18 protein-coding genes are annotated in these 19943 nt (G+C 71.9%); 13 read left to right on the top strand and 5 right to left on the bottom strand.

Annotation, left to right across the window (positions count from 1 at the left end; translation table 11 throughout):
• Positions 1-36: 36 nt before the first annotated feature.
• Positions 37-1236 (bottom strand): ROK family protein, encoded by a 1200-nt coding sequence (locus ACLJN9_RS00670; protein ID WP_410808977.1) that lies wholly within the window; start codon positions 1234-1236, stop codon positions 37-39.
• 233 nt (positions 1237-1469) lie between these two features.
• Here ACLJN9_RS00670 and ACLJN9_RS00665 point away from each other — a divergent pair, with 233 nt between their 5' ends.
• The 7 genes from ACLJN9_RS00665 to ACLJN9_RS00635 all read left to right on the top strand — a co-directional run bounded on the left by ACLJN9_RS00665 (position 1470) and on the right by ACLJN9_RS00635 (position 8468).
• On the top strand, positions 1470-2771 hold the full coding sequence (locus ACLJN9_RS00665) for an ABC transporter substrate-binding protein (RefSeq protein ID WP_410808976.1): 1302 nt from the start codon (positions 1470-1472) through the stop codon (positions 2769-2771).
• 70 nt (positions 2772-2841) lie between these two features.
• The gene (locus tag ACLJN9_RS00660; RefSeq protein WP_410808975.1) at positions 2842-3834 is read left to right on the top strand and encodes a carbohydrate ABC transporter permease; all 993 of its coding nucleotides are present in this window, start codon (positions 2842-2844) and stop codon (positions 3832-3834) included.
• Entirely contained in the window at positions 3827-4666 is an 840-nt protein-coding gene (locus ACLJN9_RS00655) for a carbohydrate ABC transporter permease (RefSeq protein WP_410808974.1), read from the top strand. Before ACLJN9_RS00660 ends, ACLJN9_RS00655 begins: the two co-directional genes overlap by 8 nt.
• Before the next feature lie 29 nt (positions 4667-4695).
• Positions 4696-6072, top strand: a complete 1377-nt coding sequence (locus tag ACLJN9_RS00650) for a GH1 family beta-glucosidase (RefSeq protein WP_410808973.1) — start codon at positions 4696-4698, stop codon at positions 6070-6072.
• 171 nt (positions 6073-6243) lie between these two features.
• Complete coding sequence (locus ACLJN9_RS00645) at positions 6244-6780, top strand: RBBP9/YdeN family alpha/beta hydrolase (RefSeq protein WP_410808972.1); 537 nt, start codon at positions 6244-6246, stop codon at positions 6778-6780.
• A 35-nt stretch (positions 6781-6815) separates the two neighbouring features.
• Complete coding sequence (locus tag ACLJN9_RS00640) at positions 6816-7007, top strand: hypothetical protein (RefSeq protein WP_410808971.1); 192 nt, start codon at positions 6816-6818, stop codon at positions 7005-7007.
• A gap of 9 nt (positions 7008-7016) precedes the next feature.
• Entirely contained in the window at positions 7017-8468 is a 1452-nt protein-coding gene (locus tag ACLJN9_RS00635) for a DUF222 domain-containing protein (RefSeq protein ID WP_410808970.1), read from the top strand.
• On the opposite strand, the gene ACLJN9_RS00630 is transcribed toward ACLJN9_RS00635, so the two are convergent.
• Positions 8424-8987: an NTP transferase domain-containing protein gene (locus ACLJN9_RS00630; protein ID WP_410808969.1), complete on the bottom strand. Its 564-nt coding sequence runs from the start codon at positions 8985-8987 to the stop codon at positions 8424-8426. The genes ACLJN9_RS00635 and ACLJN9_RS00630 overlap by 45 nt on opposite strands.
• A gap of 140 nt (positions 8988-9127) precedes the next feature.
• Between ACLJN9_RS00630 and ACLJN9_RS00625 the strand changes: the two genes are divergently transcribed.
• The 6 genes from ACLJN9_RS00625 (at position 9128) to ACLJN9_RS00600 (ending at position 14373) form a co-directional block, all read left to right on the top strand.
• Positions 9128-9679, top strand: a complete 552-nt coding sequence (locus ACLJN9_RS00625; protein WP_410808968.1) for a 2Fe-2S iron-sulfur cluster-binding protein — start codon at positions 9128-9130, stop codon at positions 9677-9679.
• Positions 9676-10668 (top strand): FAD binding domain-containing protein, encoded by a 993-nt coding sequence (locus ACLJN9_RS00620; RefSeq protein ID WP_410808967.1) that lies wholly within the window; start codon positions 9676-9678, stop codon positions 10666-10668. Before ACLJN9_RS00625 ends, ACLJN9_RS00620 begins: the two co-directional genes overlap by 4 nt.
• Positions 10665-12758 (top strand): xanthine dehydrogenase family protein molybdopterin-binding subunit, encoded by a 2094-nt coding sequence (locus tag ACLJN9_RS00615; RefSeq protein ID WP_410808966.1) that lies wholly within the window; start codon positions 10665-10667, stop codon positions 12756-12758. Before ACLJN9_RS00620 ends, ACLJN9_RS00615 begins: the two co-directional genes overlap by 4 nt.
• A 28-nt stretch (positions 12759-12786) precedes the next feature.
• Entirely contained in the window at positions 12787-13146 is a 360-nt protein-coding gene (locus tag ACLJN9_RS00610) for an ArsR/SmtB family transcription factor (protein WP_410808965.1), read from the top strand.
• A gap of 5 nt (positions 13147-13151) precedes the next feature.
• Positions 13152-13793 (top strand): SRPBCC family protein, encoded by a 642-nt coding sequence (locus ACLJN9_RS00605; protein WP_410808964.1) that lies wholly within the window; start codon positions 13152-13154, stop codon positions 13791-13793.
• A 64-nt stretch (positions 13794-13857) separates the two neighbouring features.
• Complete coding sequence (locus ACLJN9_RS00600) at positions 13858-14373, top strand: NUDIX domain-containing protein (protein WP_410808963.1); 516 nt, start codon at positions 13858-13860, stop codon at positions 14371-14373.
• A 55-nt stretch (positions 14374-14428) separates the two neighbouring features.
• Here the strand turns inward: ACLJN9_RS00600 and ACLJN9_RS00595 are convergent, their stop codons facing one another.
• The 3 genes from ACLJN9_RS00595 to ACLJN9_RS00585 all read right to left on the bottom strand — a co-directional run bounded on the left by ACLJN9_RS00595 (position 14429) and on the right by ACLJN9_RS00585 (position 19856).
• Positions 14429-16372: an ABC transporter ATP-binding protein gene (locus ACLJN9_RS00595; protein WP_410809511.1), complete on the bottom strand. Its 1944-nt coding sequence runs from the start codon at positions 16370-16372 to the stop codon at positions 14429-14431.
• A gap of 147 nt (positions 16373-16519) precedes the next feature.
• The gene (locus ACLJN9_RS00590) at positions 16520-17956 is read right to left on the bottom strand and encodes an ATP-binding protein (protein WP_410808962.1); all 1437 of its coding nucleotides are present in this window, start codon (positions 17954-17956) and stop codon (positions 16520-16522) included.
• A gap of 232 nt (positions 17957-18188) precedes the next feature.
• Positions 18189-19856, bottom strand: coding sequence for an FAD-dependent oxidoreductase (locus ACLJN9_RS00585; protein ID WP_410808961.1), 1668 nt, complete (start codon positions 19854-19856; stop codon positions 18189-18191).
• Positions 19857-19943: the final 87 nt, after the last annotated feature.

Below are 19943 nucleotides of genomic sequence, written 5' to 3'. Positions count from 1 at the left end.
TATTTATCCCGAAGGTTTGTTCTGGGCGTTTTGCCCTCAGCGACGTACGCCGCCTTCGGTGAGGAACCGGGCGATCGGCAGCGTGGCCGCACCCAACGCCACCGCGTCCACGCCGAGCCGACACAGCTCGATCGACGCCTGCTCGTACGGCTGGCGCAACGCCTGCCGACCAGCGGCCTCACGCACCGCCGGTAGCAGCTCGCCCAGCGCCATGGCGGCCCAACCCCCGAGCACCACCCGCTCCGGGTTGAACAGGTTGATCAGGTTGGCCACCCCCGCGCCGAGGTAGCCGGCGGTCTCGTCCAGCACGCGACGAGCGGTGGTCGAGGTCGCGGCGGCGGCGACCAGGGCGGCGAGTTGCGACTCCTCGTCCTCGCCTGGCACGGCTCGGCCTCGACGCGCCTCCCGGTAGCGGTCGATGATCGCCTCCGCGCCCACGTACGCCTCCAGACAGCCGCGGGCGCCGCAGCGGCAGGCCCGGCCGCCGTACACCAGGGTGGTGTGCCCCCACTCCCCCGCGCTGCTGGACGCGCCCCGGTAGGTGGCGCCGTTGGTCACCACGGCCGCACCGACACCGGAGCCGACCAGCGCGAAGACCGCGTGCCGCGCGCCCCGGCCGGCGCCGAACCACATCTCGGCCTGGCCGAGGGTCTTCGCACCGTTGTCGATGTGCAGCGGCAGGTCGGTGCCGGCCCCGATCAGGCGCTCCAGCGGCACCCGGTCCCAGCCCAGGGCCTGCGCGTGCACCACGGCATGGCTGCCCTGCTCCACCACGCCGGAGACACCGATGCCGACACCGAGCACGTCGGCGGCAACCACCCCCGCCTGGCTGGTCACCGCGTCGATGCCGGCCAGCACGTGCCCGGCCACCACGTCCGGCTCGGTGCGGGCCGGGTCGAGCGGGAACTCGACACTGGCCAGCAGGGTCATCGCGAAGTCGAACAGCTCGACCCGCACCCGGGTCTCGCCCACGTCCACACCGATGACGAAGGCGAAGCGGGGTGCGACCCGCAGCAGCATGCTGGGCCGGCCACCGTCGGACTCGGCGGCACCCGCCTCGGCCACCAGCCCCTCGTCGATCAGGTCGGCCACCACGTTGCTCACCGCCGGCTGGCTCAGCCCGGTGCTGCGCACCAGATCCTGCCGGGTGAGCGGGGCATCGAGGAACAGCTTCGTCAGCAGGGCGGACCTGTTGCGCAGCCGGACGCTCCGGTTGGTGGCTCGCGCCAGCTCCACTCGGCACCTCGATCCCGTCGGTCGTTCGGGCGACTGTAACCGCCCCGTGCTTGACGACCCACTGGACAGCTACTTTAATGACGACATTCATTAAGCCGTGATGTAACTCCCGGGAAACGCCGGCGGACCCTCCGACGGCGCACCCGAACCCCGTCCGAAGCCGGCCCCCGTCGCCACACCCCTATCGACGACGGAGGTCGGTGGACCCCCACCACGTACCGGAAGGGCTGACCGTGTCGAGACGACACCTCGGGATATTCACCGCCGCCGTACTGGCTGCCGCCTCGCTGACCGCCTGCGGCGGCGGCTCCAGCGACGACTCCGCCGGATCGAGCAAGACCCTCACCTACTGGGCCAGCAACCAGGGCGCCAGCCTGGAGGCCGACAAGACCATCCTCCAGCCGGAGCTGGACAAGTTCGAGAAGCAGACCGGCATCAAGGTCAACGTCGAGGTCGTCCCCTGGTCGGACCTGCTCAACCGGCTGCTCGCCGCCGCCGCCTCCGGCAAGGGCCCGGACGTGGTGAACATCGGCAACACCTGGTCGGCCTCGCTGCAGGCGACCGGCGCGCTCGTCGAGTTCGACGACGCCACCCTGCAGGCCGTGGGCGGCAAGGACAGGATCGTGCCCGCCGCGCTCGCCGCCGCCGGAGCCCCCGGCAAGCCGTCGGCCGCCGTGCCGCTCTACAGCATGGCGTACAGCCTGTACTACAACAAGAAGGCGTTCGCCGACGCCGGGATCACCGCACCGCCGACCACCTGGGAGCAGCTCGCCGAGTACGGCAAGAAGCTGAGCACCGGCGGCAAGTGGGGCCTGGCGATCGAGGGGGCCAACCCGTCGGAGAACGCCCACCACGCCTTCACCTTCAGCCAGCAGTACGGCGGTGAGTGGTTCGACTCGGCCGGCAAGCCGACCTTCGACACCCCGCAGAACGTCGCCGCGATCAAGCGCTACATCGACTTCGTGGCGGCCGACAAGATCACCAACCCGAGCAACGCCGAGTACGCGCAGAACCAGTCGGTCTCCGACTTCGCCAACGGCAAGGCCGCCATGCTGCTGTGGCAGTCCGCCGGCTCGAACCTGAAGACGCAGAACATGCCGGCCGACGCGTACGGGGTGGCCCCGGTGCCGTTCCTGGCCAGCCCGCCGGCCGGCGGCAAGAAGGTCAACAGCATGGTCGCCGGCATCAACATGGCGGTCTTCAAGCACACCAAGAACAAGGACGCGTCGCTGAGCTTCGTGAAGTTCATGACCAGCGACGAGGAACAGACGATCCTCAACCGCACGTACGGCTCGCTGCCGGCGGTGAAGACCGCGGGCAGTGACCCGGCGTTCAGCGCCACCGAGCAGAAGACCATCCAGGAGACCCTGGTCACCACCGCGGCCCCGCTGCCGCAGGTGCCCGAGGAGAGCACCTTCGAGACCCTGGTCGGCACCGCCATGAAGGAGCTGTTCGCGGACGCGGCCAGCGGCAAGCCGGTCACCGAGGCGTCGGTGAAGGCCAAGCTGACCGACGCACAGCAGAAGATGCGCTGACCCAGGCGTCACCGGTGGTCGTGGTCGGGCGCTGAGCCCGGCCACGGCCACCGCCTCCGAGAGGACCCCGATGGCAACCAGCACCACCGCGCCGGACGCCGACCGGCGCGAACCCCGGGCCGGGTCACCGGCCCGGCGACCGGCCCGCCGGCCCCGCGGCCCCCGCCGCTCGCTCCTGCCGTACCTGCTGCTCGCCCCGGCCGTGGTGCTGGAACTCGCCATCCACGTGATCCCGATGGTGGTCGGGGTCTGGATGAGCCTTCTGGAGCTGACCCAGTTCCACATCCGCGACTGGTCCACCGCGCCCTTCGTCGGGCTGGAGAACTACCGGGCGACGCTCGACCTCAACAGCGCCGCCGGCAAGGATCTGCTGCACTCGTTCTGGGTCACCCTGGCCTACAGCGTGCTCTCGGTCGGGTTCGCCTGGCTGCTCGGCATCGCGGCGGCGGTCGTGCTGCAGAAGCCGTTCCGGGGGCGGGCGATCCTGCGGGCGCTCTTCCTCACTCCGTACGCGTTGCCGGTCTACGCCGCGGTGATCACCTGGAGCTTCCTGCTGCAGCGCGACACCGGCCTGGTCAACCACGTCCTCGTCGACCAGCTCGGGCTGCTCGACGAGCGGCCGTTCTGGCTGATCGGCGACAACAGTTTCTGGTCCCTGCTAGTGGTGTCGGTGTGGCGCAACTGGCCGTTCGCGTTCCTCTGCCTGATGGCCGGCCTGCAGAACGTGCCCGGCGAGCTGTACGAGGCCGCCGCGATCGACGGCGCCGGATTCTGGCGTCGGCTGCGCTCGGTCACCCTGCCGATGCTGCGGCCGGTGAACCTGGTGCTGCTGCTGGTGCTGTTCCTGTGGACGTTCAACGACTTCAACACCCCGTACGTGCTCTTCGGCGGCTCCGCGCCGGAGCAGGCCGACCTGATCTCCATCCACATCTACCGCAGCTCCTTCAAGACCTGGGACTTCGGCTCCGGCTCGGCGATGTCGGTGGCGCTGCTGCTGTTCCTGCTGGTCGTCTCGGCCGCGTACCTGTTGATCACCAACCGTCGGAGGGACGACCATGCGTGAGACCGCCGGTGAGCGCTGGGGTCGGCGCATCGTGCTGACCCTGCTCACCCTCTTCGTCGTCCTCCCGCTCTACGTGATGGTGACCTCCGCGGCGAAGCCGTTGCAGGACGTGCAGAACGGCTTCACCTGGTGGCCCAGCCGGCCCACCCTGCAACCGTTCGTGGACATGTGGAGCACCGTGCCGCTGGCCCGCTACCTGGTGAACAGCCTGGTGGTGTCGACCGTCGCGGCGGTCTGCTCGGTGACGGTGGCGATCTTCGCGGCGTTCGCGGTGAGCCGGTACCGGTTCCGCGGCCGGGGGGTGTTCTCGGTGACGGTGCTGTCCACCCAGATGTTTCCCGGCATCCTGTTCCTCCTGCCGCTGTTCCTCATCTACGTCAACCTGGGCAACGCCACCGGCATCGAGTTGTACGCCAGCCGCACCGGCCTGGTGATCACCTACCTGACCTTCTCGCTGCCGTTCTCGATCTGGATGCTCGTCGGCTACTTCGACTCGATCCCCCGAGGGCTGGACGAGGCCGCCCAGGTCGACGGGGCCGGGCCGCTGCGCATCCTGTTCCGGGTCATCCTCCCGGCCGCCGTGCCCGGCGTGGTCGCGGTCACCGTGTACGCGTTCATGACCGCCTGGGGCGAGGTGCTGTTCGCCTCGGTGATGACCGACGAGGGCAGCCGCACCCTGGCCGTCGGCCTGCAGGGCTACTCCACCCAGTTCAACGTCTACTGGAACCAGATCATGGCCGCCTCGCTGGTGGTCAGCATCCCGGTCGTCGCCGGTTTCCTTGCCCTCCAGCGCTATTTCGTCGCCGGCCTGACCGCCGGCGCGGTCAAGTGACCCACACACACCCAGAGGAGAACCGACCCGTGCCGGACCTGTCCAAGCTGCCGCCCGACTTTCTCTGGGGTGTCGCCACGGCGGCGTACCAGATCGAGGGGGCCGTCGACGTCGACGGCCGGGCGCCGTCCATCTGGGACACCTTCTCGGCGACCCCCGGCACCGTCGACAACGGCGACACCGGCGCGGTGGCCTGCGACCACTACCACCGGTGGCCGGAGGACCTGGCGCTGCTGCGCCGGCTCGGCGTCGACGCGTACCGTTTCTCGGTGGCCTGGCCCCGGGTGATGCCCGACGGTGTCGGGCGGGTCAACCCCGCCGGGTTGGACTTCTACGACCGGCTGGTCGACACGCTGCTCGCCGACGGGATCAGGCCGTTCGTGACGCTCTACCACTGGGACCTGCCGCAGGTGCTTCAGGACCGGGGCGGCTGGCCGCAGCGCGCCACCGCCGAGGCGTTCGCCGACTACGCGGCGGTGGTCGCCGCCCGCCTCGGCGACCGGGTGGCCGACTGGTGCACCGTCAACGAGCCGCTCTGCGTGGCCTGGATCGGTCACCTGGACGGGAAGATGGCCCCCGGCGAGCGGGACCTGACCCGCGCGGTGCACACCTCGCACCACGTGCTGCTCGGGCACGGCCTGGCCACCCAGGCGGTACGCGCCAACGCCACCCGGCCGGCCTCGGTGGGGCTGGTGCTCAACCTCAGCCCGATCGAGGCGGCGACCGACCGGCCCGAGGACGTCGCGGCGGCCCGCCGGGCGGACGGGCACGTCAACCGCTGGTGGCTCGACCCGATCCACGGGCGCGGCTACCCCGCCGACATGATCGCCACCTACGGGGTCGAGCCGCCGGTGCGGGGCGACGACCTGACGGTGATCGCCACGCCCACCGACTTCCTCGGGGTGAACTACTACTTCCGGCAGGTCGTGGCCGACGACCCGAGCGGGCCGCCGCCGTACGCCCGGCAGGTGCCGGTGCCCGGCTCGGTGGAGACGGCCATGGGCTGGGAGATGTACCCGGCGGGCCTGGAGCGGCTGCTGGTCGAGGTGAACGAGGCGTACCGGCCGGGCCGGATCATCGTCACGGAGAGCGGCTCGGCCTGGCCGGACGAGGTCACGGCGGACGGCACGGTGCAGGACAAGGAACGCACCGATCACCTGGAGCAGCACCTGGCGGCCTGCGCGTCGGCGGTGGCCCGGGGCGTGCCGCTGGACGGCTACTTCGTGTGGTCGCTGTTGGACAACTTCGAGTGGGCGTACGGCTACGACAAGCGCTTCGGCCTGGTGCACGTCGACTACGCCACCCAGCGTCGGACGGTGAAGGCGAGCGGCCTGCGCTACGCCGAGCTGATCCGCGCCCACCAGCACGCTGCCGAGGCGACCGGGACCGTCACGCCGGTGGCGTGAGACGTGCGGGCATCGGCGGCAGCCTCTGACCGCTTCGGAAGAGCTGTCGCCGATGCTCCGGGTGCACCCTGCCCGTTGGCGCACGAGGGCGATCCGACACCGCCTAACGTGTGTCGGCACGCTCAGGCGGGTGACGTAGTTTGATCGACGCGTCGATCCGAGAGGGGAACAATGGGACGCAGGGCGATCATCTTTCACGGCACCGGCGGCAACCCGGACGTGTGCTGGTACCCCTGGCTGGCCGAGCGGCTCGCCGCCCGGGGCTACGTCGTCGAGAGGCCGCACCACCCGGGCATCAACGTCGAGCCGATCGCCACGTTCCTGCCCACGGTGCTGAACAGACACACCTTCGACGAGGACACGGTCCTGGTTGGCCACTCCGGCGGCGCGGCCCTCCTCCTGGCCCTCCTGGAGCATGTCGATGTGACAGTCGCCCAGGCAATCCTGGTCGCCGGCTACAGCACCCGACCCAACACCACGGAAGAACCGGTCCTCCAGCAGGAGTACGACTGGCCGGCGATCCGGTCGCACGTGCGGGACATCTACTTCGTCAACTCCCGCGAGGATCCGTACGGCTGCGACGACCGGCAGGGACGCGCCATGTTCGAGCGGCTCGGCGGCACCCAGATCGTGCGCGACGACGGGCACTTCGGCGACCACAACCAGCCGTACGAGCGGTTCGACCTGCTCGACCGGCTCATACCCTGACGCCGCCGGCGAGAATCGGGATCACTGTGCGGCCCATGCGCGTTCCCGGCTGGCTCGACGACACCCGGCGCTGCTACGACACCGTGGCGGTCGGCTACGCCGGCCTGCTACGCGACGCTCTCGCCCGCGAACCGTTCCGGCGAGGCATCCTTGCGCTCTTCGCCGAGCGGGCCACCCCGTTCGTGAGCGTGGGCGGGCAGAAGAAAGTTGTCGTACGGCTGTTCTAATCTGCTGTCATGGATCGTTCGTTGACGCAGCTGAACGCTGATGTCGACGACTGTGCCGACGTCGCGATGTGGGCGTTGTCCGAGGAGGATTTGCTCGCCTGGCTGGACACCACGCACCGGGTGACGCAGCGGCTGGCCACCATCCAGCTCGGGCTGGTGCGCGAGCTGGACGCGCGCGGGGTCGCGGTCGCCCAGGGCGCCTCGTCCACCGCCGTCTGGTTGCGGCAGCGTCTGCGTCTGTCGGCGCGCTCCGCCCGCCAGCTGGTCGAGCTGGCCGCAAGCATCGATGCCGCGCCACCTACCGTGCGCAACGCCATGCTCACCGGCCTGATCACGGTCGAGCAGGGTCAGGTGGTGGCGGAGACGGTCGCCGCCCTGCCTGCCGAGGCGGGTCCGGAGGTGGCCGACAAGGCCACCCAGACGCTGCTGACCTGGGCCGACCGTTTCGATCCGGCCACCCTGCGCCGCCTCGGCGACCGCGTGCTCGCGCACGTGGCGCCCGACCTCGCGGATCAGGCCGAGCTGACAGCGCTCGAACGCGCCACCGAGCGCGCCGAGGCCCGCCGGCACGTCACCCTCTCCGATCAGCGGGACGGGCAGGTCAAACTCACCGGCTCACTCGACGCCGAGACCGCCGCGCTGGTGCGTGAGGCCATCGACCCGCTGTGCGCGCCGAACGGCCTGCACGACGACCGGAGTCCGGGGCAGCGTCGCGCGGACGCTCTCGGCGAGGTCTGCCGGCTGGCTCTGCGCGGTGGCCGGCTGCCGGACAACGGCGGTGACCGACCGCAGCTCGTCGTCACCGTGGGGCTGGAGACGCTGCTCGACGGCGTGCGCGCCGGAACCCTGGACACCGGGGCGCGTCTCACACCGGGTGCGGTACGCCGCCTCGCCTGCGACGCCGCCGTGCTGCCGGCCATCCTCGGCGGTGACAGCCAGATTCTGGACGTCGGACGCCAGCGGCGGCTGTTCACCGGTCCGCTGCGCCGCGCTCTCGTGCTCCGCGACGGCGGCTGCGCCTTCCCCGGCTGCGATCGGCCACCGCGCTGGTGCGACGGCCACCACGTCCGGCACTGGGTCGACGGCGGGCCGACCGCGCTGCACAACGCCGTTCTCCTCTGCGGTCACCATCACCGGCTCGTCCACCGAGGTGAGTGGACGGTCCGGATCGCCCACGACGGTCGGCCCGACTTCCTGCCGCCTGAGTGGCTCGACCCGTACGTGCCCCGCGCCGCAACCTCTACCACCGACTGTGCTGAGACTTGCTGGGAAAACGACTGGCAGCGGTTGACGTGCGCCCGTGGCCGCGTAGCCGACCGGGGTCGGAAGGCACCACCGCGGTGCTGTCGTCGCGGGCGCGGTCTGGTCAACCACCCGGCACCAGGCGACGGCATCGGCCGCCGACACCACAGCGATTCATCGTGCTGGCAGGTCAGCCGGGGTGTCCACGTCGGCCGGTGAACCGGCGTCGTCGCAGGGCACCTCGACGACCAGGTCCGGGCGGGCACGCAGGAGGTCGCGGGCGCCCCGGTCGCCGACCGCATAGACGTCGAGCAGCGCCCAGGTCGAGCGGTCCAGCACCACCGGGTGACCGGGTCGACCTGCGTAGGTGGCCACCGCGACCGCCGCACCCGCGCCGTGCGCGGCTCGCACCCGGCGCACCGCGACAGGGCTGAGCAGTGGCTGGTCGACCAGGACGACCACGGCCGCCGGCACCGTGGCGGGCAGCGAGGCCAGGCCCCGGCGCAGCGACGAGCCCAGCCCGTCCCGCCAACGGTCGTGGCGCACCGGCACCGCTCCGGGCAACTCGGGCAGATCGTCGGCGCCCGCACCGAGCACCACGTGCACCGGTGTGCAACCGCCAGCGCGCAGCAGCCTGATCCCGCGCCACACCAGCGGCTCCCCGTCCAGTTCGACGAGCGCCTTGGGCCGGCCGTACCGCCGACCGGCGCCGGCTGCCAGCAGCAGCCCGGCCGTCACCGACCCAACCGGCACAACCGGCACAACCGACCCAGCGGCACAACTAACCCAACCGACCCACCTGGCATCCGGACCACCTCTCGCGTTCGAGCCTTTGGGCTATTCGCCCGTTTATGTGCCGGTAACGCTAGTCTGGGCCGGTGCAGGGCAGACCGGATAGCGAGACAACCACCGACGAGCGACACTCGTCCCTGGTGACGTTCGCGGTCAACGGCGAGCACCGGCAGCTGACCCTGGACAACCGCACCACGCTGCTGGACGCGCTGCGCGAGCGGCTCGGCCTCATCGGGGCGAAGAAGGGCTGCGACCACGGCCAGTGCGGATCCTGCACGGTACTGCTGGACGGCCGCCGGGCCAAGAGCTGTCTGATCTTCGCCGTCACCGTGGACGGCCGGTCCGTGCTCAGCGTCGAAGGGCTGGCCGGGCCGGACGAGCTGTCCCCCCTCCAGGCCGCCTTCGTGGCGCATGACGCGTTCCAGTGCGGCTACTGCACCCCCGGCCAGCTCTGCTCCGCCCGGGCGATGCTCGACGAGGTCGCCCAGGGTTGGCCCAGCGCGGTGACCGATGACCTCACCGCTCCGATCGAGTTGACCGACGCGGAGATCCGCGAGCGGATGGCCGGCAACCTGTGCCGCTGCGCCGCGTACCCGCACATCGTCGCGGCCGTGCGCGAGACGGCGGCGGCGACGTGAGACCGTTCCGCTACCACCGGCCGACCGACGTGGCCGACGCGGTTGCCGTCCTGGCCGCCGAGCCGCAGGCGGCGTACCTGGGCGGCGGGACCAACCTGGTGGACCTGATGAAACTCGGCGTGCAGCGCCCCGACGTGCTGGTGGATGTGACCGGACTCCCGCTGGACACCGTCGAGGAGGTGCCCGACGGCGGGCTGCGGATCGGCGCGACGGTACGCAACAGCGACCTGGCGGCCCACCCGGTGGTGCGCCGGGACTACCCGGTGCTGGCCCGCGCCCTGCTCGCCGCCGCCTCCGGGCAGCTGCGCAACATGGCCACCACCGGCGGAAACCTGTTGCAGCGCACCCGCTGCGTCTACTTCCAGGACACCGGCAAGGCCTGCAACAAACGTGAGCCGGGCAGCGGTTGCGCGGCGCTCCACGGCCAGAACCGCGACCTGGCGGTGCTGGGCTGGTCCGAGCAGTGCGTGGCCACCCACCCATCGGATCTGGCGGTCGCGCTGGCCGCACTCGACGCGGTGGTGGAGGTGCACGAGCCCGACGGCGACCGCGACGTGCCGATCGCCAGCCTGCACCGCTGCCCCGGGGAGCACCCGGAGCGGGAGACCACCCTGGCCCGTGGCGCGCTGATCACCGCCGTCCGGTTACCGCCGCTGCCGGCTGCCCGCCGCTCGACCTACCTCAAGGTGCGGGACCGGGCCTCGTTCGCCTTCGCCGTGGGCTCGGTGGCCGCCGTGCTGGACCTCGACGGCGAGGTGGTCCGCGACGTCCGGCTGGCGTACGGGGCGGTGGCGCACCGGCCCTGGCGGGCCCACCGCGCCGAGGAGGAACTACGGGGTCGACCGTTCAGCCCGGAGCTGGCGGCGCGGGCCGCCGACGCGGAGCTGGCCGAGGCGCGCCCGTTGCGGCACAACGGCTTCAAGCTGCCGCTGACGCGGGCCATCACGGTGCGGGCGCTCACCGAGCTGGCCGAGGGGACGCCGGCGTGAGCACCGGTGCGGTCGGGAGGGCGTACCCCCGTCTGGAGGGCCGGGAGAAGGTCACCGGCACCGCGCGGTACGCGGTGGAGTACCCGGTGGACGACGTCACCTACGGTTGGGCGGTGCCGGCGGCGGTGGTCCGGGGACGGATCACCCGGTTCGACACCGCGGCGGCGCTCGCGCTGCCCGGCGTGCTCGACGTGCTGCACCACGGCAACGCGCCCCGCCTGGCGCCCGCGCCCGAGCCGGAACTCTGGCTGCTACAGGAGCCGGTGGTGCACTACCGGGGTCAGCTGATCGCGGTGGTCGTCGCCACCAGCATCGAGGCGGCTCGGGAGGGCGCCCGGCTGGTCCGGATCGACTACGACACCGGAGCGCACAGCACGGTGCTCACCGCCGACCATCCCGGTCTCTACCGGCCGGACCACGTCAACCCCAGTTATCCGACCGACACGGCCGAGGGCGACTTCGACGCCGGGTACGCGGCCGCGCCGGTACGGATCGACCACGTCTACCGGACCCCGGCCTACCACAACAACCCGATGGAGCCGCACGCCACGACGGCCCAGTGGCGGGACGGGCGGCTGCTGGTGCACGACTCCAACCAGGGCGCCGCGCCGGTGCAGGCCACCCTGGCCGAGATGTTCGAGGTGCCCCGGGACGCGGTGCGGGTGGTCGCCGAGCACGTCGGTGGCGGCTTCGGCAGCAAGGGGTACGCCAAGGCAGCCGTGGTGCTGGCCGCCCTCGCCGCCCGGCAGGTGGACCGGCCGGTCCGGCTCACGTTGACCCGGCAGCAGCTGTTCGGCCCGGTCGGCTACCGCACTCCCACCATCCAGCGGGTCCGACTCGCCGCCGACGCCGACGGGCGACTCACCGCGATCTGCCACGACGCGATCAGCCAGACCTCGACCCTGCGCGAGTTCACCGAGCAGACCGCCGTCTACACCCGCAGCATGTACGCCGCGCCGCACCGGCGCACCACCCACCGGGTGGTCCGCCTCGACGTGCCGACGCCGTTCTGGATGCGCGCCCCCGGCGAGTGCCCCGGCGCGTACGCCCTGGAGTCGGCGATGGACGAGCTGGCCATCGCCGTCGGCATCGACCCGGTGGAGCTGCGGATCCGCAACGACCCTGCGGTCGACCCCGACCTGGGGCAGCCGTTCAGCAGCCGCAACCTGGTGGCCTGCCTGCGCGAGGGCGCCCGCCGCTTCGGCTGGGCCGACCGGGATCCGACGCCCCGGGCTCGACGCGACGGGCGCTGGCTGATCGGCACGGGGGTGGCCGGTGCGAGCTACCCGGCCCGGGCACGCGCCGCAGACGCCGCGGTCACCGCCCGACCCGACGGCGTCTTCCTGCTCCGGATCGACGCCACCGACATCGGCACCGGCGCCCGGACCGCGCTCTGGCAGGTCGCGGCCGACGCGCTGGGAGTTCCGCCGGAGCGGGTGGAGATCCGGATCGGCGACAGCGACCTGCCGCCGGCCGGGATCGCGGGTGGCTCGATGGGCACCGCCTCGTGGAGTTGGGCGGTGATCCGGGCCTGTGCGGCGCTGCGCGAGAAGCTGAGGAACGTTCCCGGCGGGGTGCCGACCGACGGCGAGGTGACCGCCGAGGCGAGCACCGCCGACGAGGTGCGCGAGCAGGCCCAACTGCCCCGGTACGCGTACGGGGCGCAGTTCGCCGAGGTCCGCGTGGACACCGACACCGGCGAGGTGCGGATGACCCGGATGCTCGGGGTGTTCGCCGCCGGTCGGGTGGTCAACCCGACGACCGCGCGCAGCCAGCTCATCGGCGGCATGACGATGGGGATCTCGATGGCCCTGCACGAGGAGGGCGTGCTCGACGAGCGGTACGGCGACTGGGTCAACCACGACCTGGCCACGTACCACATCACCGGCTGCGCGGACGTGGAGCGGATCGACGCGTACTGGATCGACGAGCAGGACGCCGAGCTGAACCCGGCCGGTGTGAAGGGCATCGGTGAGATCGGCATCGTCGGTGCCGCCGCGGCGATCGCCAACGCCGTGCACCACGCCACCGGCGTACGGGTGCGCGACCTGCCGATCCGACTGGAGAAGCTTCTACCGGCCATGGCTTAAATAAGCCAATGCTGATATAACTGTCGTCGTGCACGCCTTCGACGTGCTGGGCGATCCGGTCCGGCGCCGCATCCTGGAGCTGCTCGCCGCCGGCGAGCAGACCGCCGGCGCGGTCAACGCGGTCATCCGCGACGAGTTCGGCATCTCCCAGCCCGCCGTGTCCCAACACCTCAGGGTGCTGCGGGACAACGGCTTCGCCACCGTGCGGCCCGAGGGCACCCGTCGGCTCTACGCGGTCGACCCGCACCCGCTACGGGAGGTCGACGACTGGCTTGGGCACTTCCGCCGGTTCTGGACACCGCCCCTGGCGGCACTCGCCACCGAGCTGGCCCGGGGTCGACGCGAGCGTCGGCCCAGCGCGCCCGCCGACCCTCCCGAGGAGAGGTAGTCACGATGATCGACGCGACCGAGCAGATCAACGCCGTCCAGCGCCAGGTCGGCAGCCGCACCCTGGAGGCCGGCGAGGCCCGGGTGTCCACGATCAGCCAGACCTACCGCACCACGGTCGAGGACCTCTGGGACGCCTGCACCAACGCCGAGCGCATTCCGCGCTGGTTCCTGCCCATCTCCGGCGATCTGCGGCTGCACGGCACCTACCAGCTCCAGGGCAACGCCGGCGGCACCATCGAGAGCTGCGAGCCGCCGCACCGCCTCACCGCCACCTGGGAGTACGGCGGTGAGGTGAGCTGGATCGAGGTGCGGATCACCCCGGTCGGCAAGGAGCAGGCCCGCTTCGAGCTGGATCACATCGCGCACGTCGACCAGGACCGGTGGACCCAGTTCGGGCCGGGGGCCGTCGGCGTCGGCTGGGACCTGGGGCTGCTCGGGCTCGCCTCGTACCTGGCCGGTGACGGCAGCGGGGTCTCGCCGGAGCAGAGCGTCGAGTGGAGCGCCTCCGACGAGGGGCGTCGTTTCATGGAAGCGAGCAGCCAACTGTGGGGCGAGGCGAGCATCGCCGCCGGCACCGACGCCGACGAGGCGAAGGCCGCCGCCGAGCGCACCACCGCCTTCTACACCGGCGCCCCGGCCGCCTGAGCACCCCACCCGAGCCGCCGCCGACCCGAGGACCACGGCGGCGGTGCGGGTAACGTGGCGCGGCATGACCGGTACGCCGTACTCGCACTGCTCCTCCTGCGGCGTCGCCTACCCGGCGGCGGCCGGGTGGCCGCGGGTCTGCGCGGCCTGCGGCGAGACGGTCTGGCGTAACCCGCTGCCGGTCGCGGTGGCGGTGCTGCCGGTGCGTACCGCCGGGGGCCTGGGCGTGGTGGTGGTCCGCCGGGACATCGAGCCGGCGCGCGGGCTGCTCGCGCTGCCCGGCGGCTTCATCGAGTACGGCGAGGAGTGGTCCGACGCGCTGGTCCGTGAGCTGCGGGAGGAGACCGGGCTGGTGGCGGCGGCGCGGGACGTCCGGCTGTTCGCCGTGCACGGCGCACCGGCCGGCGGCACCATGATGGTCTTCGGGGTGCTGCCCGAGCGGCCGGTCGAGGAGCTGCCGCCGTCGGCGCCGACCGAGGAGGCGACCGAGTGGCTGGTGCTCACGGACCCGGTCGAGCTGGCGTTCTCCACCCACACCCGGGTGCTCGCCGACTTCCTGACCGGTCGGGCCGGCGGCTGAGCGCCCACTTCGTGGTCATCCCACGGGGCATCGGCCTGCGCGGCACCGGCCGGTGTCAGCGGGGTACGGAGTCGTCGGTGCCGGCGAGGTAGCCGGCGGCCTGGAGGTCGAACAGCTCCCGGTAGAGGCCGCCGGCCGCCATCAGCTCGTCGTGACTGCCCTGCTGGACGAGTCGACCCCGGTCCATCACGAAGATCCGGTCGGCGTGCCGGACGTTGGCCAGCCGGTGGGTGATCAGGACGACCGCCCGGTCGGGTCGGCGGCGCAGGTGCTGGAACAGGGCGTGCTCGGCGCGAGCGTCCAGGGCGGCGGACGGCTCGTCGCAGATCAGCAGGGCGGCGTCGCGGTAGAGACCCCGTGCGGCGACCAGCCGCTGCCACTGCCCACCGGACAGCTCGTGGCCGTTCTTGAACTCCCGGTCGAGCAGGGTGTCGTAGCCGTACGGCAGACCGACGATCATGTCGTGCGCGGCGGCGGATCCGGCGGCCTCCTGCACACTCGGACCGGGTTGCTCCGCAGGCCGGTCGTGCCGGCCGACCCGGATGTTCTGCCCTGCGGTGAACGGAAACTTCCACCACTCCTGGGTCATGACGGCCACCTGGGCGCCGAGGGCGCGCGGGTCCAACTCGGCGGCGTCGACGCCGTCCCAGCGGATCACCCCGCCGGTCGGGCGGTAGAGCCCCGCGATCAGCTTGGCCAGGGTGGTCTTGCCGGAGCCGTTCTCGCCGACCAGGGCGATCACCTCGCCCCGCCGGACGGTCAGGCTGACCCGGTCCACCGCCGGCTCGTCGATGTCCGGGTAGCGCAGGCTCACGCCGTCCACCTCGATCGCGTCGACGGCGTGGATCACCCGGTCACCGCCCAGCGGCACCCTGGTCTGGGCGCGGTCGAGGAAGTCGCGGTAGTCCTGGTAGTAGAGGGCGTCCTCGTACAGCGAGTTGGTGGCGACGACGGCGACGCCCAGGCTGGTCCGCGCGGACTGCAGGGCGAGCAGGGCGGTGGCCGCGGCGGCGAGGGCAACCAGCCCGTTCAGCAGCAGGCCACCGAGGACCGCGTACACCCCGAAGGTGGCCAGCCCCGCCACGGTGGCGCCAACCACCCGGGTGCCGGTCTGCGAGCGCACCAGGCGCAGCTGGGCGCGGGTCTCGACGGCCATCACCCCGCGGTACTCGGCCAGCAGGAAGTCACGCATCTGGTAGGCGCGCACCTCGGCGGCGGTGCGCCGGTTGGCCATCAGGTTGGCCAGCATCCACATCCGACGTCGACGGGTGATCGCGGCCAGCATCGCCAGGTACTCCCGGCGGGCCATCCGCACCGCCGTGATCGCCTGGGGTATCGCCGCGAGCAGCAGGCAGGGCAGCAGCAGCGGCTGGATGACGGTCACCGCCACCGCGGTGGCGAGCATCCCGACCACACCGGTGACGAGGTTGACGGTGTGGTCCACGATGTACGCCGCCTCCGCCATTCCCCGATCCCGCGCCCGGTCCATCTCCTCGGCGAAGCCCGCGTCGTCGAACGCGGCCAGGTCCACCGCCGTCGTGGCCTCGAACAGCCGCAGCTCCACCTGATAGTTGATCTGCGGGGTCAGTCGGGCCTGCGCCCACCCGGCCGCGATGGCGAGCCCGCCGCGCGCCGACACCGCCGCCGCGGCCACGATCAGCGCCGGCAGGGCCGCGCGGACCCGGTCCGGGGTGGGGCCGGCGGCGAACAACTCACGCAGCACGCTGGTCGTGGCGAGCAGGCCGAACGTGGTCATCACCCCGGCGGCGACGTTCAGACCGATGGAGGCGACAGCGTCCCGGTGGTTGGTGGCCCAGGCCAGCCCGACCGCCTCCCGGACCAACCGGGGCAGCCGGCGGGCCACCGCCCAGAAGCTGGTGTGCGCGAACTCCTGGGCGTGGTGCAGCCATTCGCGATCCTCCAGCTCCGGCAGCATCGTCTCGGGGGGCGGATCGCCCGGCTCGTCGTCGTCCTGGAAACCGGTGCGCTGCCGGGCCATCGACTCCACGGACCCTCCTCCGGGCGGGATCACGGACGCCGCCCGAGACTACTGCCCGCAACCGTCAGGTGTCTTCAGGTAACCGGCGCGTCGCACGCGTGTGCCAATGGCGTGTCCTGCGTCGCCCAGCGTGCCAGTTCGGGTGGGTCAGGACGACGGTGGTCCGTCGCCGATCGGCAGCAGCACCCGGAAGGTGGTCCGCCCGGGCTCGGTCTCCACCCGAATGTCGCCGTGGTGCTTGTGGACCACGATCCGGTACGAGATGTCCAGCCCCAAGCCGGTGCCCGCGCCCACGGGCTTGGTGGTGAAGAAGGGCTCGAAGATGCGGGGACGCACCTCGGGCGCAATGCCGGGGCCGGTGTCGGTGACCTCCACCGTCAACAGGTCACCGACACGACCGGTGCGTACCGTCAGGACGCCCTGCTCCCCCATCGCACCCAACGCGTTGTCGATCAGGTTGGTCCACACCTGGTTCAGCTCGGCGGCGTACGCCGGGACCGGTGGAAGCCCGCGGTCGTACTCGCGGACCAGCCTGACCCGTGCGGGAATCTTCGCCTTGAACATCACCAGCGTGGCGTCGAGCAGGTCGTGCACGTCCACCACCTGGTGCGGCGCGCGGTCCAGCTGGGAGTACTGCTTGGCGGCGCCGACCAGACCGGAGATCCGGGTCACCGCGTCACCGATCTCACGCATCAGCAGCTCGGTGTCGACGGTGTAGGTGAGCCAGCGCACCGCCGCCTCCAGATCCGCCGGACCGACCGCCTCCTTCACCCGATGAAGCCACGCCGTGTCGAGCCCGCCGCCCACCAGGATGGGCGCCAGGTCCCAGGCGCCGCTCACCCCGCGCTCCTCCAGCCAGTCGGTGAGGGTGTCCTCGGCGTCGGCGGTCGCCATCGGGGTCAGCGTCGGCGCGGTCGCCACCCGGGCCACCGCCTCCTCCTGCAACGCGACAAGCCCGTGCAGCGCCCGGCCGTCCAGCCGGCCGTCGGCGACCATCGCCAGCTTGTGCCGCATCCCGGCGACCCGGTCGCGTAGCACCGAGGTGGCGCGGACCGCCGCCGCGGCCGGATTGTTCAGCTCGTGGGTCAGCCCCGCCGACAGCGAGCCGAGCGCCAGCAGCCGCTCCCGTTCGCCGACGATCGTCTGGCTGTCCCGCATGCCGAAGAACAACCCCTCCAGCAGGTGCATCGGCATCGGAAACCAGGACCGCAGGGCATGCGCGAAGTCCCCCGCCGGCAGCACGAAGAACTCCGCGTCGCTCACCGCACGCAGGCTGCTGCGATAGACCTGCTCGACCTGGTCACCCAGGTACGCCTGCACGGCCCCGCCGTACACCCCGCGCTGGTCGGTCCGGCTGGTCTCGACGTCGTCGCCACGCACCTGCCGGCTCAACGCCACCGCGCCGCGCAACAACACGAAGAAGCAGCTGGCGGCCTCGCCTTCGGCGTACACCAACGTGCCGCCGGCACGCCGCTCGACACGGCCGCGCCCCGCCAGCCAGTCGAGTTGCCCGTCGTCGAGGGCCTCGAACAGGAACAGGGTACGCAGCTGCGCAGCCGTCAGGCGATCAGACTGGCTGGTCACTGGGCCTCCTTCGTTCGCGACTGCGGGGCTCGCAAACCCGGCTCACTCCTCGCGCTCACTGGGCCTCCTTCGTTCGCGTCTGCGGGGCTCGCAAACCCGGCTCACTCCTCGCGCTCACTGGGCCTCCTTCGTTCGCGTCTGCGGGGCTCGCAAACCCGGCTCACTCCTCGCGCTCACTGGGCCTCCTTCGTTCGCGACTGCGGGGCTCGCAGAACCGGCTCACTCCTCGCGCTCACTGGGCCTCCAGATAGCGGTGCACGAGCGACACGGCCATCGCACCCTCGCCGACGGCCGAAGCGACCCGCTTGACCGACTCGGCCCGCACGTCCCCGGCGGCGAACACCCCGGGCAGGCTGGTCTCCAGGTGGTACGGGTCGCGCGACAGCGACCAGCCGGCCGGTCGCCGCCCGCCGCTCATCAGGTCCGGACCGGTCACGATGAAGCCCCGCCCGTCGCGGACCAGCACCCCGTCCAGCCAGTCGGTCCGGGGCTCGGCGCCGATGAAGATGAACAGCCAGGAGGTGTCCACCGAACGGGCCTGACCGGTACGGGTGTCACAGAGGGTGAGGTGTTGCAGGTGGTCCTGGCCGGCACCGCCGACCACCGCGGTGTGCGGGTGCACCGTGATCGTGTCGATCCGTTCCAGCTGGTCGATCAGGTACCGCGACATCGAGGTGGTCAGGTCCGCGCCCCGGATCAGCAGGTGCACCCGGGCCGCGTACCGGGAGAAGTGCACGGCGGCCTGGCCGGCCGAGTTGGCCCCGCCGACGATGTAGACGTCCTGCTCGACGCAGCTCGGTGCCTCGGTGGCGGTGGATCCGTAGAAGACGCCCCGCCCGGTGAAGTCGGCCAGCCCGGGGGCGTCGAGCACCCGGTAGGAGACGCCGGTGGCCAGCACCACGGTGTGGGCGGCGATCTCGGTGCCGTCACCGAAGCGCAGCAGCCGGGCGCCACCGGCCTCACTCAGACCGACCACCTCGCGCGTGCTGAGCAGTTCGGCGCCGAACTTCACCGCCTGCCGCCGGGCACGGTCGGTCAACTGGGCACCGGACACGCCGTCCGGAAAGCCCAGGTAGTTCTCGATCCGGCTGCTCTGGCCGGCCTGCCCGCCGGTCGCCCGCCGCTCGACGAGCACGGTGCGCAGCCCCTCCGACGCGCCGTACACCGCCGAGCCCAGACCGGCGGGACCGCCGCCGATCACCACGAGGTCGTAGAAGTCCGACGCCGGCACCACGGTCAGCCCGGCCAGCCCGGCCAACTCGGCCTGGCTCGGCGCGACCAGCGCCTTTCCCTCGGCGGTCACCACGAGCGGGACGTCGGCCTCGGTGGCCCCTGCCGCGTCGAGCAGTCGGGCGCCCTCCGGATCGTCGGCCAGCAGCCAGCGGTACGGCACCAGGTTGCGGGCCAGAAAGTCGCGCACCTTGAACGACGGCGCCGACCAGCGGTGACCCACGACCCGGATCTCGGCACTCGCCGCGTCCGGGGTGACCGCCCACGCCTCCAGCAGGCCGTCCACCACCGGATACAGCTTCTCCTCCGGCGGGTGCCAGGGCTTCAGGAGGTAGTGGTCCAGGTCGACCACGTTGATCGCCTCGATCGCGGCGTCGGTGTCCGCGTACGCGGTGAGCAGCACCCGGCGAGCCGCCGGGTAGATGTCCATGGCGGCCTCCAGGAACTCGACGCCGGTCATCTCCGGCATCCGGTGGTCGGCCAGCAGCAGCGCCACCTGCTCACCACGCAGCTTGACCTCTCGCAGCGCGTCCAACGCCTCCGGCCCCGAGGCGGCGCGCAGCACGCGGTAGCGGTCGCCGTACCGGCGCCGGATGTCCCGGGCCACCGCCCGGGACACCACCGGGTCGTCGTCGACGGTCAGGATCACCGGGTTCGCCATGGCGCCCATGAAACCACCTGGCCGGGGTACGCCGCACCGAGCCCGGCGGTCCGGACGCCGATGCGCGGTTGGTCGGGGCCGAGATGGGTAAGCCGG

Origin of the sequence: Micromonospora sp. 067-2, assembly GCF_046549295.1 — a bacterium.
GTDB lineage: Bacteria > Actinomycetota > Actinomycetes > Mycobacteriales > Micromonosporaceae > Micromonospora.
Note: the sequence above shows the minus strand (reverse complement) of the source record. Positions and strands in the feature narration are given on the sequence as shown.

Coding starts and splice junctions, on each gene's coding strand:
- ACLJN9_RS00660 (WP_410808975.1), top strand. CDS start 2,842: ATGGCAACCAGCACCACCGCGCCGGACGCCGACCGGCGCGAACCCCGG.
- ACLJN9_RS00655 (WP_410808974.1), top strand. CDS start 3,827: ATGCGTGAGACCGCCGGTGAGCGCTGGGGTCGGCGCATCGTGCTGACC.
- ACLJN9_RS00645 (WP_410808972.1), top strand. CDS start 6,244: ATGGGACGCAGGGCGATCATCTTTCACGGCACCGGCGGCAACCCGGAC.
- ACLJN9_RS00640 (WP_410808971.1), top strand. CDS start 6,816: ATGCGCGTTCCCGGCTGGCTCGACGACACCCGGCGCTGCTACGACACC.
- ACLJN9_RS00635 (WP_410808970.1), top strand. CDS start 7,017: ATGGATCGTTCGTTGACGCAGCTGAACGCTGATGTCGACGACTGTGCC.
- ACLJN9_RS00605 (WP_410808964.1), top strand. CDS start 13,152: ATGATCGACGCGACCGAGCAGATCAACGCCGTCCAGCGCCAGGTCGGC.
- ACLJN9_RS00600 (WP_410808963.1), top strand. CDS start 13,858: ATGACCGGTACGCCGTACTCGCACTGCTCCTCCTGCGGCGTCGCCTAC.
- ACLJN9_RS00595 (WP_410809511.1), bottom strand. CDS start 16,372: ATGGCCCGGCAGCGCACCGGTTTCCAGGACGACGACGAGCCGGGCGAT.
- ACLJN9_RS00585 (WP_410808961.1), bottom strand. CDS start 19,856: ATGGGCGCCATGGCGAACCCGGTGATCCTGACCGTCGACGACGACCCG.